Genomic DNA, 13,445 nt, shown 5'->3' with positions numbered 1-13,445 from the left:
GTGCCAGGATGATCGGGTGCGAGCATCACGGGAGGACCGGGCCGGTGCGCGGGCGGCCCGGCTGCTCACCGAGGCGCTCGCCCCGACCGTCCTGGTCACGGCGCTGCCGCTGATCGCCGCCGCACGGGTCAGCCACTCGATCGGCCAGTTCCTGCTCTGGGGCGGCATCGCGCTGACGTTCTGCGCCGTCATCCCGATCGGCGTGCTCGTGCACGGCGTCCGCCGGGGACGGCTCACCGACCGGCACGTCGGCGACCGCACCCAGCGGGCCCGGCCGCTGTCGATCGGGCTGGCCTCGGTGGCGGCCGGGTTGCTGCTGCTGGCTGCGGTACGCGCACCCGCCGAACTGTTCGCCGTGATCGTGGTGGTCTTCGTGGTCGGCGCGGCCTGCGCGCTGGTGAACCACTGGTGGAAGCTGAGCATCCACGCCGCGGTGGCCGCCGCCACCGTCGCCGTGCTGGTCCCGCTGGCCGGCCCGGCCGCGAACGTCGGCTGGGCGCTCGTCGCGGCGGTCGGCTGGTCCCGGGTACGCCTGGGCGACCACACCTGGCCGCAGGTGCTCGCCGGTGTCGCGCTGGGCGGGCCGCTCGCCGCCGGCACGTTCCTGGCGCTCGCCTGACCCGCTGACGCAAGATCAGCTACGGTGGCCTCATGGGCAAGCCGACCCGCTGGGTGACCGACACGAAGCCCGGCCACTCGCAGTGGTACGTGGACCGCTTCCGTCAGCTCGCCGCCGAGGGCGCCGACCTGGCCGGTGAGGCGCGGCTGCTCGACGCCCTCGTACCGCCCGGCGCGCGCGTCCTGGACGCCGGCTGCGGCACCGGCCGGGTCGCCGCCGCGCTCGCCGCACGCGGGCACGACGTCGTGGGCGTGGACGCCGACCCGACGCTGGTCGAGGCGGCCCGCGCCGACCATCCCGGCCCCCGCTTCCTGGTCGCCGACCTGGCCGAGCTGGACCTGGCCGCCCAGGGCGAGGCCGAGCCGTTCGACGCCGCGGTGCTGGCCGGCAACGTGATGGTCTTCGTCGCGCCCGGCACCGAACGCGACGTGCTGGGCCGCGTCGCCGCGCACGTACGCCCGGACGGGCTGGTGGTGGTCGGCTTCGGCACCGACCGCGGCTACCCGGTGGCCGACCTGGACGCCGACGCGATCGCCGCCGGGCTGCGCCCCGAGCACCGCTTCGCCACCTGGGACCTGCGGCCGTGGCGCGACGACGCCGACTTCGCGGTGACGGTGCTGCGCCGCCCCGCCGGCTGACCGCCGTCCTTCTCGGCCCGGTGCGGCCCGCGCCCGGGTGCGGCCCACGCCCGGTGCGTTCGAGCCCGGTGCGTTCGAGCCCGGTGCGTTCGAGCCCGGTGCGTTCGAGCCCGGTGCGTTCGAGCCCGGTGCGTTCGAGCCCGGTGCGTTCGAGCCCGGTGCGTTCGAGCCGGCCGCCCGGCGCTCAGGCGGGTGCGGCGACAGTGCGGGCGGCCTCCGGGTCGAGCGGGCTGCCGGCCGGCAGCAGGTCCACCAGGCCCGCCGGCAGACGCGCCGGGCGCACGCCCGCGTACCCGAGCATGCCCGGCACGTCGGCGCCGGTCAGCGCGTACCGCCGGCCCAGGTCGGTGATCACGCAGATCGCGCCGCCGGTCGCGCCCGGCGCGGGCACCGCCTCCACCAGCGCGCCGCGTCCCGGCTCGACCACCACCTCGTCGGCGAGCCCGGCCCGGCCGCCCGGTGTGCGTGCGGCGGCGGACTGGTCCGGCGCGGTGACGCCGAGGCGGAGCTCGCGGACGCCGGTGTCGTCGCCGGCCCGCGCGCAGAGCGCTCCCTCCGCGGCAGCCAGCCGGGGCGGTACGGCGGGCGGCGCGGTCGGCCCGCCGGGCACCAGACCGGGCAGCTTCGGCAGCGCGGCGAACCGGCCGAGCGTGATCGGTTCCGGATCCCGCTGACCGGTACGGGCCAGCAGCAACGCGGCCTGCAACTCGGTGATCGCCGCCAGCCCGCCGCGCTGGGCCACCGCGTACTGCCGTCCGCCACCGGAGTTGCGCACCAGGTAGACGTCGCCCACGCTCGCGCCGGTGACCCGCTCGGACGGCTCGCCGAGGTCGGCCACCGGCGGCGGGGCCAGGTCGGCGCCGGCCGGGAGCGTGTTCAGCAGCGCCGCCGCCACCGGCACCGCCCGTTCCCGGGTGGCGGCGAGCGCGGCGAGCACCCGGTCGGTATCGCGCAGCAGGTAGCGCCGGTCGTGCCAGAGCAGGTGCAGGCCGCCGTCCGGATGCCGGGCGAGCAGGCCCTGATCGCCGAGCGCCCGGCCGCCGGTGGCCTCCCGCCCGATCAGCAGCACCGAGCGGGCCTCGCCGCGCCCCGCCGCCGGCCGACCGGTCTCCGCGCGCCCGGCCTCGTCGCCCTCCACGGAACAGAGCGTCCAGGCGTCGCGGACGAGCCGGTTCGACGCGGGCAGCGAGTCCGGCGCGTCGGCGATGCCGAGCGGCAGGCCGCGCGGCACCCCGTCGATGGCGCGGCGGCCGACCAGCACCGTCTTCGGCCGTTCCGCGCCGATGATCAGCAGGGCGGAGGCGTAGTTGAGGACGGGGTGCAGCCTGTCGTCGCGGTAGACGAACCGCGCACCCGACTCCTTCTCCACGATCACCGCGCCGGTCTCGCGCCACGAGTCACCGCCGCCGGTGAACAGACCGTAGAGCGCGACGCCGCCGAGCGCGATCGCCGCGACCAGGACGCTCGCCAGACCCGCTCCGGCCAGCCGGCGGAACGGCGACTGCGGCGGGTCCGTCTCCCGCATGACGAGCGCGGCGACCGCCCGCTGGACGGTGAACTGGTACGAGTGCAGCTGGTCCTGCCGCGACGCCATCTGATCCCTTCCCGCCGGGACGGTCGGCGCACAGGATAAGCGCTCCGTCGATGCCCCGGCGACCCTGCGTGTCCCTCACCGACCCTTCGTCGTCGCCCCGCTCCGCCAGTACGCCGAGGTGGCCGCATCCCACCGCCCCGGACCCCACCACCTCCCCGAACTGGAGTCGATCACGCCACGAGGTGTACATCCGGCCCCACTTCGCCCGCACACCGACACGGGGCGCCCGCGCCACACCCCAGCGCAAGCACGCCGAGGTGGCTGCATCACACCCACCCGGACCACACCACCTCCCCGAACTGGAGTCGATCAAGGTACGGCACAGGCAGCCCAGCCATCAGCCAACGCCCGAGCCCTGCATAGCCCCTCACAGGCACCGCACCCCAGCGGCGTTCGCCACGCCGAAGCACTCACCCGCCACGCCACCTCCCCGAAGTGGCCGCATCACACCGGCCCGAACCCGGCCACCTCCCCGAAGTGGAGTTGATCAAGGCGGCCGGACCCATCAAGGGTGGAGTTGCATCGAGGCGCGCCGACCAGGGGCACCCACGCGGAATGGATACCCCCGGGGGTGTGTTACACATGCCGGAACCCGAAACGACGGAGGTACTGATGGCCAGCGTGGCGTTGACCACCACCGACTTCGCAGAGACCGTCAACCGGGACGGCATCGTCCTGGTCGACTTCTGGGCCGGCTGGTGCGGCCCCTGCCGGGCGTTCGCGCCGGTCTACGAGAAGTCCAGCGAGCAGCACCCGGACATCGTCTTCGGCAAGGTCGACACCGAGGCCGAGCCGGCCCTGGCGGCCGCAGCCCAGATCCGGTCGATCCCGACACTGATGGCGTTCCGGGACGGCGTGCTGGTGTTCGCCCAGCCGGGCGCCCTGCCGACGGCCGGGCTGGAGGAGCTGATCCGGGCCGTGCGTGACCTCGACATGGACGAGGTCCGAGCCAGGACCGCCTGACAGGTGGCGGCACGGGTACCCCCTGGGGTATCTTCGAGAGCAGGAGGTGGGACGTGAAGCTTCGACCTGAGATGACCGGCGACGCGCTGACCCGGCTCAAGCGGGCCCGGGGGCAGCTCAACGCCGTCATCGAGATGATGGAGAACGGCGAGGACTGCCGCGCCGCGCTGACCCAGCTCGCCGCGGTCTCCAAGGCCATCGACCGGGCCGGGTTCAAGATCATCGCCTCCGGCATGCGCTACTGCGACGCCGCACGCCAGGCCGGCGAGGAGCCGGAGATGACCGAGGAGGAGCTGGAGAAGCTCTTCCTGTCACTGGCCTGACGGCGCCCGCCTGACCGGCTGAATCCCGCCCGGGTCGCGTGACCGCGACGCGGGTGGGTAAACACCTGCCTGGAGATCCCAGGCCGCAGACTGTCCCGCACATACCCCCCGGGGTATATATCCAACGAGAGGAACCGGCATGACCCTCGACGTGTCCGTCATCGCGACCTCCTCGCTCGGCGACCGCAGCTACCTCGCCTCCGACGGCCGGGTGGCGATCGTGGTCGACCCGCAGCGCGACATCGACCGCATCCTCTACCTGGCCGGCGCCGAGGGCGTACGCATCACCCACGTGGTCGAGACGCACATCCACAACGACTACGTCTCCGGCGGCCTGGAACTGGCCCGGATCACCGGCGCGCAGTACCTGGTGGCCGCCGCCGACACGGTCGAGTTCGACCGGACCCCGGTGTCCGACGGCGACACCGTGCCGGTGTCGGACACGATGCGGCTGCGGGTGATCGGCACCCCGGGTCACACGTTCCACCACCTGTCGTACGCGCTCGACGAGGCCACCGACGGCGGCTGGACGCCGGCCGGTGTGTTCACCGGCGGCTCGCTGCTGTTCGGCACCACTGGCCGCACCGACCTGCTCGGCCAGCAGTACGCGCACGAGCTGGCGCACCACCAGCACGCCTCGGCGCGCAAGCTGGCCGACCTGCTGCCCGACGGCGCGCAGGTGTGGCCCACGCACGGCTTCGGCAGCTTCTGCTCGGCCAGCCAGGCCGACGCGCCCGAGTCGACCATCGGCCGGGAGAAGGAGGCCAACCCGGTGCTGCGGCTGGCCGCCGACCGGTTCGTCGGCGAGACGCTGGCCGGTCTGGACGCCTACCCGGCGTACTACGCCCACATGGGCGTCGCCAACGCCGCCGGTCCCGCCCCGGTCGACCTCACGCCGGTGGCCCGCGCCGACGCCGACGAGCTGCGCCGCCGTATCGCTGCCGGCGAGTGGGTGGTCGACCTGCGCCACCGCAAGGCGTACGCGGCCTCGCACCTGGCCGGCACCGTCAGCCTCGGCCTGGACGGGCCGATGTCGACGTGGCTCGGCTGGCTGATCGACTGGGGTGTGCCGATCACGTTCCTGGCGCAGACCCCGGAGCAGGTCGCCGACGCCCAGCGGGAACTGGTCCGCATCGGCATCGACCGCCCGGCCGCCCAGGCCACCGGCGAGCCCGAGCAGTGGACCGCCGACCCGTCGCAGCTGCGTGAGCTGCCCGTGGCCGACTTCGACGCGCTCGCCGCCGCGCAGGCCGGGAACACCCCGGCCGGGCTGCCCGAGCCGCAGGTCGTCCTCGACGTGCGGATGACGAACGAGTGGAAGGCCGGGCACATCGACGGCGCGGTGCACGTGCCGCTGCCGGACGTGCCGAAGCGGCTCGCCGACATCCCCTCCGGGACGATCTGGGTGCACTGCGGCTCCGGCTACCGGGCCACCGCCGCCGCGTCCCTGCTCGCCAACGCCGGCCGTGACGTGGTGCTGATCGACGACTCGTACGGCCGGGCCGAGGCGGCCGGCGTACGCATGGCGCCCACCGCCTGACCTCTCCCCGAGCGCCCGGCCGGCGTGTCCCCACGCCGGCCGGCGCTGGACCCTGCCCGAAAACACCCGCTGAAGGAGACCGAAGCATGACCACGACCACCCCCACCACCATCGACGCGGCGACCCTGCGCGAGCTGATCGCCGCCGGCCGTACGCCCCGGATGCTCGACGTGCGCACGCCCGGTGAGTTCGAGGCGGCGCACATCCCCGGCGCGTACAACGTGCCGCTGGACCTGCTCCGGGAGCACCGCGCGGAGCTGCGCGGCCACCTGGACGAGGACGTGGTGCTGATCTGCCGCTCCGGCGTCCGGGCGAGCCAGGCCGGTCAGGCGCTCGGCACCGTCGGGCTGCCCAACGTGAAGGTGCTCGACGGCGGCATGCTGGCCTGGCAGGCCACGAACGCCCCGGTCAACCAGGGCCGGGCCCGCTGGGACCTGGAGCGCCAGGTACGCCTCGTCGCCGGGTCGATCGTGCTCGCCGCCGTCGTCGGTTCGGTGTCCGTCCCCGGCCTGAAGTGGGTCGCCGCGTTCATCGGCGCGGGCCTCACGTTCGCCGCGCTCACCAACACCTGCGCCATGGGCATGCTGCTGAGCAAGCTGCCGTACAACCGCGGCGCGAGCTGCGACCTGGACACGATCGTGGGGCAGTTGCGCGACGGGAGCCGCAGGTGACGACGCTGGCGCTGACGCTGGCCGGCGCGGTGCTGATCGGTGTGACGCTGGGCCTGCTCGGCGGCGGCGGGTCGATCCTCGCCGTGCCGCTGCTGGTCTACGTGGCCGACCTGCCCGCCAAGGAGGCGATCGCCACCTCGCTGCTCGTCGTCGGCGTGACCAGCGCCGTCGCCGTGCTGCCGCACGCCCGGGCGAACCGGGTCCGCTGGCGCACCGGGCTCGTCTTCGGCGTGGCCGGCATGACCGGCGCGTACGCGGGCGGGCGGCTGGCCGAGTTCGTCCCGGCGGGCGTCCTGCTCACCGGGTTCGCTCTGATGATGCTCGCCACCGCGGTCGCGATGCTCCGGGGCCGCCGGTCCGCCGAGGGCCGGCCGGCGCCGTGCGAGCTGCCGGTGCTGCGGGTGATCGTCGACGGTGTGGTGGTCGGCCTGGTCACCGGTCTGGTCGGCGCGGGCGGCGGCTTCCTGGTCGTACCCGCTCTGGCCCTGCTGGGCGGGCTGCCGATGCCGGTCGCGGTCGGCACCTCGCTGGTCGTCATCGCGATGAAGTCGTTCGCCGGTCTGGCCGGCTACCTGTCCAGCGTGCAGATCCACTGGGGGCTGGCCGCCGGGGTCACCGCCGCCGCCGTCGTCGGCAGCCTGCTCGGTGGCCGGCTCGCCGGGCGGATCCCGGCCGACCTGCTGCGCCGGGGGTTCGGCTGGTTCGTCGTGGTGATGGGCGTGTTCGTGCTCGCGCAGCAGTTGCCGCCGGTCTGGGGACTCGCCGTGGGAGCGCTTGCCGTGGCCGGTACGGTCACCTTGGCGGTGTGGGGCCGCCGAAGGAGGGAACACAGTGGACAGCAGCGCCTGGGACAGCCGGTACGCCGACACGCCCGGACTGGTGTGGAGCGCTGAGCCCAACCGTTTCGTGGTCGAGTCGGTCGCGGGGCTGACTCCCGGGTCAGCGTTGGACATCGCCGCGGGCGAGGGCCGCAACGCGGTCTGGCTGGCCGGTCAGGGCTGGCGGGTGAACGCGGTGGACTTCTCCGCGGTGGCCGTGGACCGGGGGCGGGAGTTGGCGGCCGCGCGGGGCGTGACGGTCGACTGGCGGGTGGCGGACGTGACCGCGTACCGGCCGGTGCCGAACAGCTACGACCTGGTGCTGATCAGCTACCTGCACCTGACCGCGCCGGAGTTCGCCGGGGTGCTCGCCGCGGCGAAGTCCGCGTTGCGCCCCGGCGGCACGCTCGTGGTGGTGGGCCACGATCTGGCCAACCTCTCCGGCGGCATCGGCGGCCCGCAGGACCCGGACGTGCTGCTCACGCCGGAGTCGGTGGTCGACGGGCTGGCCGGGCTGCGTGTGCAGCGGGCCGAGACGGCCCGCCGGCCGGTGCCGGCCACCGACGGCGGCACCGTCGACGCGCTGGACACCGTCGTGGTGGCCACCCGCCCCGCCGACTGACCGCCGTCCGCCGCCGTTCCGCCGGGCCGGGCCGGGACCGGCCGGTAGCATCCGGGGACGGATCGGCGGAGAGGACACCGGGTGGGCGCGCGTTTCGAGGAACTGGCCTGGCGTGAGACGCCGATCGGCGAGATCAGCCTGCGGCGGCGCCGTGACCCGGCGCTGGACGCCGAGGTGTACGAGGTGAAGCTCGACGACGAGTACCTCATGTCCAGCGCCTTCCCGGTCGCGGAGATCGAACTGGCGCGGCTCGGGCTGGCCCCGCTGACCGGGGACGCGCTGGACGTGGTGGTCGGCGGGCTCGGCCTCGGCTACACCGCGCGTACCGCGCTGGAGGATCCGCGGGTGCGGTCGCTGGTGGTGGTCGAGGCGATCGAGGACGTGATCGACTGGCACCGCCGGGACCTGCTGCCGTTCGCCGCCGGTCTGGCCACCGATCCGCGTACCCGGTTCGTCCGGGCGGACTTCTTCGCCGCGGTCGCCGGCGGCGGCCTCGACCCCGACGAGCCCGGGCGCCGCTTCCACGCGGTGCTGCTGGACGTGGACCACTCCCCCCGCCAGGTGCTGCACCCCAGCCACGCCCCGTTCTACACGGTCGACGGGCTGCGCCGGCTGGCCGCGCTGCTGCACCCGGAGGGCGTCTTCGCGCTGTGGTCGAACGACCCGCCCGACACGGCGTTCCAGCGCACGCTGACCGAGGTGTTCCCGACCTCGGTGGCGCACGTCGTCCGGTTCCCGAACCCGTTGCAGGGCCGGGAGGCGGCGAACACCGTGTACGTGGCCCGGCACTGATCCACCCGGCGGCGCATGCCCGCACGAGCAGCGGGAAAGCGCACGGCCCACCGTACGACGGGAGGCTGGGACATGCGCGCGTTGCTCTGGGTGGTCGGCGTGGTCGCCGGTGTGCTCATCCTGCTCGGGCTGCTGCTGGAGGCGGTCCGCTGGCTCGTCATCATCGGCGTGATCGCGCTCGCCGCGGTGATCATCTTCGCGATCGTGAAGGGTCGACGGGTGGTGCAACAGCATTCGACCCGCCGACGCTGACCTGCGGAGAGTGTGACCCACCCGGCAACCTACGTAAGCGTAGGTTACCGGGCGGTCAAGTTAGGCTGGGGGCGTCATCCGCGCGACGAGGAGTAACGGCGATGGACGCGACCGCCCAGCGACCCTGGACCCGCAGCTATGCACCCGGCGTACCGGCCGAGATCGCCGAGCCGGACGGCTCACTCGTCGACCTGCTCACCGAGGCGGCCGGGCGGTTCGGTCCCCGGGTCGCGCTCGACTTCTACGGCGCCACCACCACGTTCACCGAGCTGGCCGACCAGGTGGCCCGCGCCGCCGAGGCGCTGCGCCGGCTCGGCGTCGGCCCGGGTGACCGGGTGGCTCTGGTGCTGCCGAACTGCCCGCAGCACGTGGTCGCGTTCTACGCCGTGCTGCGCCTCGGCGCGGTGGTCGTCGAGCACAACCCGCTCTACACCGCCGACGAGCTGGACCGGCAGCTCACCGACCACGGTGCGACGGTCGCGATCGCGTGGGACAAGGTCGCGCCGCTGGTGGCGGGACGCGGCGCCGTGCGTACCGTGGTGGCGGTCGACCTGACCGCGGCGCTGCCGCGGCTCAAGCGGTGGGCGCTGCGGGTGCCGCTGCCGAAGGTCCGCGCCGCCCGGGCCGCGATGACCGCCCCCGCGCCCGGCGCCCTGGCCTGGTCGGACCTGGTCGCCGCCGCCGGGCCGCTGCCCGCCGGCCATCCCGCGCCGGAGGCCGGGGACGTGGCGCTGCTCCAGTACACCGGTGGCACCACCGGCGAGCCCAAGGGCGCGGTGATGACCCATCGCAACCTGCGCGCCAACGCCGCGCAGGGCCGGGCCTGGGTGCCGGGCCTGCGCGACGGCGCGGAGACGGTGTACGCGGTGCTGCCGCTGTTCCACGCCTACGGGCTGACGCTCTGCCTCACCTTCGCCGTGAGCATCGGGGCCACGCTGGTGCTGTTCCCCCGCTTCGACGCCGACCAGGTGCTCGACGCGGTCCGCCGCCGCCCGCCGACGTTCCTGCCGGCGGTGCCGCCGGTCTACGCGAAGCTGGCCACCGTCGCCCGGGAACGCGGCGTCGACCTCACCTCCATCCGGTACGCGCTGTCCGGCGCGATGTCGCTGCCACCGGCCACTGTGGAGCTGTGGGAGCAGGTGACCGGCGGCCTGCTGGTCGAGGGGTACGGGATGACCGAGACGTCCCCGATCACAGTGGGCAACCCGGTCGCGCCGACCCGCCGCCCCGGCACCGTGGGCGTGCCGTTCCCCTCCACCGACGTGCGCATCGTCGACCCGGAGGACCCGAGCCGCGACCGCGCGCCCGGCGAGGCCGGCGAGCTGCTGGTGCGCGGCCCGCAGGTGTTCTCCGGCTACTGGCACCGGCCCGAGGAGACCGCCAAGGTGCTGCTGCCGGGCGGCTGGATGCGTACCGGCGACATCGTCACCATGGACGCCGACGGCTTCGTGACGGTGGTGGACCGGATCAAGGAGCTGATCATCACCGGCGGCTTCAACGTCTACCCGTCCGAGGTGGAGGAGGCGCTGCGCCGCGTCCCCGGCGTACGCGAGGCCGCCGCCGTGGGGATGCCCACCGACGACGGTGAGGAGGTCGTCGCCGCGGTGGTGGTCGACCCGGCGGTGGCCGGCACGCCGGAGGCGATCCGGACCTCGTGCCGCACCCACCTGGCCGGCTACAAGGTGCCGCGCCGCGTCGTGATCGTCGACGAGCTGCCGTACTCCCAGATCGGGAAGATCCTGCGCCGCGAGGTCCGCGAACGGCTGCTCGCCGCCCGCTGACGGGCCGCCCGTTTGCCGCCATGGCGGCAGGGGTAGACGAGCATCCATGGTGGACTCACGGGGCAAGTCAGTCGGTCGTTACGTCATGCGTCTGGTCGGGGGCGTGGCCGTCATCTTCGGCCTGCTCGGCATCTTCGGCACGCTCGCCGAGGGCAACCTGTTCGGAATCGTGTTCAGCCTCATTCTCATCGGCGGCGGGGTGTTCCTGCTCAAGCGCTCCGGCCCGGACCGGCGGACGGACTCCGCGCCGCGCGCCGCCCGCTGACGGCACCCGGCGCCACGCCGGCCCGCGCGCTGCGCCGGACGTGTCGGTGCGCCGGACGTGTCGGTGCCGGCGCCTACGCTGTGGCGATGGTCGACAGACGTCAGGTCATGGCCTTCCGCGTGCGCGCCCAGCAGCTCGACCGGGCCGAGGGCTCGCTGGCCGGCACCGCCGTGCTCGACATCGGCGTGCAGGACACCGGCCCCGACGGCGGCCGGTGGGCGCTCGCCGCGCGCGGTGTCGACGTGGCTCCGCTGACCGGCGACGACCTGGTCCTGCTCTGGACCGTACGCGGCGCCCCGCACCTCTACCGCCGTGCCGACGTGGGCGCGGTGGCCGCCGCGGTCGAGCCGTTCTCCGACGCCGACGCGGGCAAGCGCATCTACGACGCGGCGAAGCCGTTGAAGGCGGCCGGCATCGGCATCGTCGCCGCGCTCGACGAGGTGGCCGCGCGGATGCGGGAGATCGTCCGCACGCCGACGGTCAAGGGTGAGGTCTCCGGGCGGCTCGCCGAGGTGATGCCGGAGCCCTACCTGCGGTTCTGCCGGCCGTGCGACGCGACCCACCTCTACGAGATGCCGTTCCGGCTGGCCGCCGTGCGCGCCGGCCTGGAGCTGCGGCTCGACACGTCGCCGCCGGTCCTGGAACGCATCCCCCGATTCCGTCCGGCCGCCGCTCCCGGCGACCGGTTCGACCTCGTCCGCGCCTACCTGCGGCTGCTCGGCCCGGCCACCCCGAAGCACGTGGCCGACTACCTCGACGCCTCGGTCAAGGAGGTCAAGGCCCGCTGGCCGCACGACACGGTCGAGGTGAGCGTCGACGGCGAGACGCGCTGGCTGCTCGCCGCCGACGAGGCCGCGCTGGCGTCGGCCGAGACCACGACGACGCGCCTGCTCGGCCCGTTCGACCTGTTCCTCCAGGCGAAGGACCGGGCGACGCTGGTGCCGGACGCGACCCGCGTCAAGGAGCTGTGGCCGGTGCTGGGCCGCCCCGGCGCGGTGCTGGCCGACGGGGAGCTGGCCGGCACGTGGCGGCCCCGCAGGTCCGGCCGGACCTTCACCGTCGCCGTTCAGCAGTGGCGCAAGCTCACCGGCAGCGCACGCGACGCGGTGGTGGCGGAGGCCGAGCGCCTCGCCGCGTACCGGGGCGTGCCGCTGGCCGGCGTCGACTTCGCCGCCTGACGGGGACGTCGGACCCGCCGGGCGATGGCATCATGATCGCGTGATCGTCTGGGTCAACGGTGCGTTCGGTGTCGGTAAGACGACCACCGCGCGGCTGCTCACGAACGCGCTGCCGGACGCGCGGCTGTTCGACCCGGAGTTCCTCGGCTCGATGCTCACCGCGTTCGTCACCTGCCCCACCGGCGACTTCCAGGACCTGCCGCTGTGGCGTCACCTCGTCGTGCAGACGGTCACCGGGCTGGACCGGCACCACGCGGGCGTCTGGATCGTGCCGATGAGCCTGCTCGACCCGGCGTACCGCGCGGAGATCCTCGGCGGCATCCGCGCCGCAGGCGTCGGCGTCCGGGAAGTCGTGCTCACGCTCCCCGAGGACCGGTTGCGGGCCCGCATCGACGCCGACCAGGTGGAGGTCGGCGCGCGCGCCTGGCGGCACGACCACGTCGCCCGGGCGCTCGCCACGTTCGCGTCGGTGACCGACGCCCGTCTGATCGACGCCTCCGCCCCGCCCGAGCAGGTGGCCGACGCCGTCGCCGCGCACGTGCGCGCCGAAACTCGCTGTCGGGCCTCCGGGCACGGTGGTAGACAGCCGGGGTGACCGAACCCCTGACGTTTACCGATCGGCTGCGGCTGATCGACGACCGGGCGGCCGCGTTCCGGGACGCGGTCGCCGCCGCGCCGGACCTCGACGCGCCGGTGCCGACCTGCCCCGAATGGACGCTGTTCGACCTGGCCCGGCACATCGGCGAGGGACGCCGCTCGTGGGCGGCCACAGTCGCGGCCGGACCGGAGGCGTCCGGACGGGCAGCGCCGGACGGGCCGGGCGCGCCCCGGGAGCGCACGGCGCTGCGGGACTGGCTGGCCGAGTCCACCGAGCGGTTGCTGGTCGCGCTGCGCGACGCCGGACCCGATCGGGGTTGCTGGACGTGGTGGGACACGTCGCAGTCGCCGCAGAACTGCGGCGCCGTCGCCCGGCATCAGCTCCAGGAGGTCGCGGTACACACCTATGACGCGCAGCTCACCGTGGGCGCGCCGCAGCCGGTGCCGGTCGAGGTGGCCCTCGACGGCGTGGAGGACTTCCTGTCCACCTGCTGCGCGACCACTGTGCCGTGGCCGTACGAGCCTGCCGTCCTCGACTACCACGTCACCGAGGGCGGATGGTGGCGCGTGCGGCTCTCCCCCGCCGGCGTACGGGTCACCCGCCTGCCCGCCGGAGCCGATGCGGGCCCGGCCGACACCGTCGCCAGTTCCAGCGCCGGTGATCTGGTCCTGGCCTTCTACGGCCGGATACCGCTGGGCGCGCTCACCATCGAGGGCGACCGGCGCGTACTCGACCGGATCGCGGCGTGGGACCCGGACGCGTAGGGACGACGGGCTGATCGTGGGAGGATG

At 74.4% G+C, this 13,445-nt stretch carries 16 protein-coding genes; 15 read left to right on the top strand and 1 reads right to left on the bottom strand.

Annotated features, from left to right (window positions below; all coding sequences use genetic code 11):
* The first annotated feature begins 16 nt into the window (after positions 1-16).
* Together ACN27D_RS29955 and ACN27D_RS29950 are read left to right on the top strand one after the other, a co-directional pair.
* Entirely contained in the window at positions 17-619 is a 603-nt protein-coding gene (locus ACN27D_RS29955) for a phosphatase PAP2 family protein (RefSeq protein ID WP_121683955.1), read from the top strand.
* 32 nt (positions 620-651) lie between these two features.
* Positions 652-1,257, top strand: a complete 606-nt coding sequence (locus tag ACN27D_RS29950; RefSeq protein ID WP_121683956.1) for a class I SAM-dependent methyltransferase — start codon at positions 652-654, stop codon at positions 1,255-1,257.
* 184 nt (positions 1,258-1,441) lie between these two features.
* Here the strand turns inward: ACN27D_RS29950 and eccB are convergent, their stop codons facing one another.
* Entirely contained in the window at positions 1,442-2,851 is a 1,410-nt protein-coding gene (gene eccB, locus ACN27D_RS29945) for a type VII secretion protein EccB (protein WP_421500606.1), read from the bottom strand.
* A gap of 612 nt (positions 2,852-3,463) precedes the next feature.
* On the opposite strand from eccB, the gene trxA reads away from it, so the two are divergent.
* From trxA to ACN27D_RS29880, 13 genes are all read left to right on the top strand, one after another.
* Positions 3,464-3,814, top strand: coding sequence for a thioredoxin (gene trxA, locus ACN27D_RS29940; RefSeq protein WP_421500605.1), 351 nt, complete (start codon positions 3,464-3,466; stop codon positions 3,812-3,814).
* A gap of 53 nt (positions 3,815-3,867) precedes the next feature.
* On the top strand, positions 3,868-4,137 hold the full coding sequence (locus ACN27D_RS29935) for a metal-sensitive transcriptional regulator (RefSeq protein ID WP_120570221.1): 270 nt from the start codon (positions 3,868-3,870) through the stop codon (positions 4,135-4,137).
* Between the two features lie 139 nt (positions 4,138-4,276).
* The gene (locus ACN27D_RS29930; RefSeq protein ID WP_421500604.1) at positions 4,277-5,677 is read left to right on the top strand and encodes a rhodanese-like domain-containing protein; all 1,401 of its coding nucleotides are present in this window, start codon (positions 4,277-4,279) and stop codon (positions 5,675-5,677) included.
* A gap of 86 nt (positions 5,678-5,763) precedes the next feature.
* Complete coding sequence (locus tag ACN27D_RS29925) at positions 5,764-6,348, top strand: rhodanese-like domain-containing protein (protein ID WP_421500603.1); 585 nt, start codon at positions 5,764-5,766, stop codon at positions 6,346-6,348.
* The gene (locus tag ACN27D_RS29920; protein WP_252448916.1) at positions 6,345-7,241 is read left to right on the top strand and encodes a sulfite exporter TauE/SafE family protein; all 897 of its coding nucleotides are present in this window, start codon (positions 6,345-6,347) and stop codon (positions 7,239-7,241) included. The genes ACN27D_RS29925 and ACN27D_RS29920 overlap by 4 nt, the downstream gene beginning before the upstream one ends.
* Complete coding sequence (locus ACN27D_RS29915; protein WP_358193223.1) at positions 7,180-7,788, top strand: class I SAM-dependent methyltransferase; 609 nt, start codon at positions 7,180-7,182, stop codon at positions 7,786-7,788. Before ACN27D_RS29920 ends, ACN27D_RS29915 begins: the two co-directional genes overlap by 62 nt.
* An 81-nt stretch (positions 7,789-7,869) precedes the next feature.
* The gene (locus ACN27D_RS29910; RefSeq protein ID WP_091427232.1) at positions 7,870-8,580 is read left to right on the top strand and encodes a spermidine synthase; all 711 of its coding nucleotides are present in this window, start codon (positions 7,870-7,872) and stop codon (positions 8,578-8,580) included.
* Between the two features lie 72 nt (positions 8,581-8,652).
* Entirely contained in the window at positions 8,653-8,832 is a 180-nt protein-coding gene (locus ACN27D_RS29905; RefSeq protein ID WP_252448914.1) for a hypothetical protein, read from the top strand.
* Positions 8,833-8,933: 101 nt separating this feature from the next.
* The gene (locus ACN27D_RS29900; protein WP_421500602.1) at positions 8,934-10,613 is read left to right on the top strand and encodes a long-chain-fatty-acid--CoA ligase; all 1,680 of its coding nucleotides are present in this window, start codon (positions 8,934-8,936) and stop codon (positions 10,611-10,613) included.
* Between the two features lie 46 nt (positions 10,614-10,659).
* Positions 10,660-10,878 (top strand): hypothetical protein, encoded by a 219-nt coding sequence (locus ACN27D_RS29895; RefSeq protein ID WP_013477083.1) that lies wholly within the window; start codon positions 10,660-10,662, stop codon positions 10,876-10,878.
* 86 nt (positions 10,879-10,964) lie between these two features.
* Positions 10,965-12,056, top strand: coding sequence for a winged helix DNA-binding domain-containing protein (locus ACN27D_RS29890; protein ID WP_421500601.1), 1,092 nt, complete (start codon positions 10,965-10,967; stop codon positions 12,054-12,056).
* Between the two features lie 40 nt (positions 12,057-12,096).
* Complete coding sequence (locus ACN27D_RS29885) at positions 12,097-12,651, top strand: AAA family ATPase (protein ID WP_421500600.1); 555 nt, start codon at positions 12,097-12,099, stop codon at positions 12,649-12,651.
* Positions 12,648-13,418: a maleylpyruvate isomerase N-terminal domain-containing protein gene (locus ACN27D_RS29880; protein ID WP_421500599.1), complete on the top strand. Its 771-nt coding sequence runs from the start codon at positions 12,648-12,650 to the stop codon at positions 13,416-13,418. Before ACN27D_RS29885 ends, ACN27D_RS29880 begins: the two co-directional genes overlap by 4 nt.
* Positions 13,419-13,445 lie beyond the last annotated feature (27 nt).

The sequence above is a fragment of the Micromonospora sp. WMMD1274 genome (assembly GCF_049179035.1).
Taxonomy (GTDB): domain Bacteria; phylum Actinomycetota; class Actinomycetes; order Mycobacteriales; family Micromonosporaceae; genus Micromonospora; species Micromonospora tulbaghiae.
This window is presented reverse-complemented; position numbering and strand designations above follow the sequence as displayed.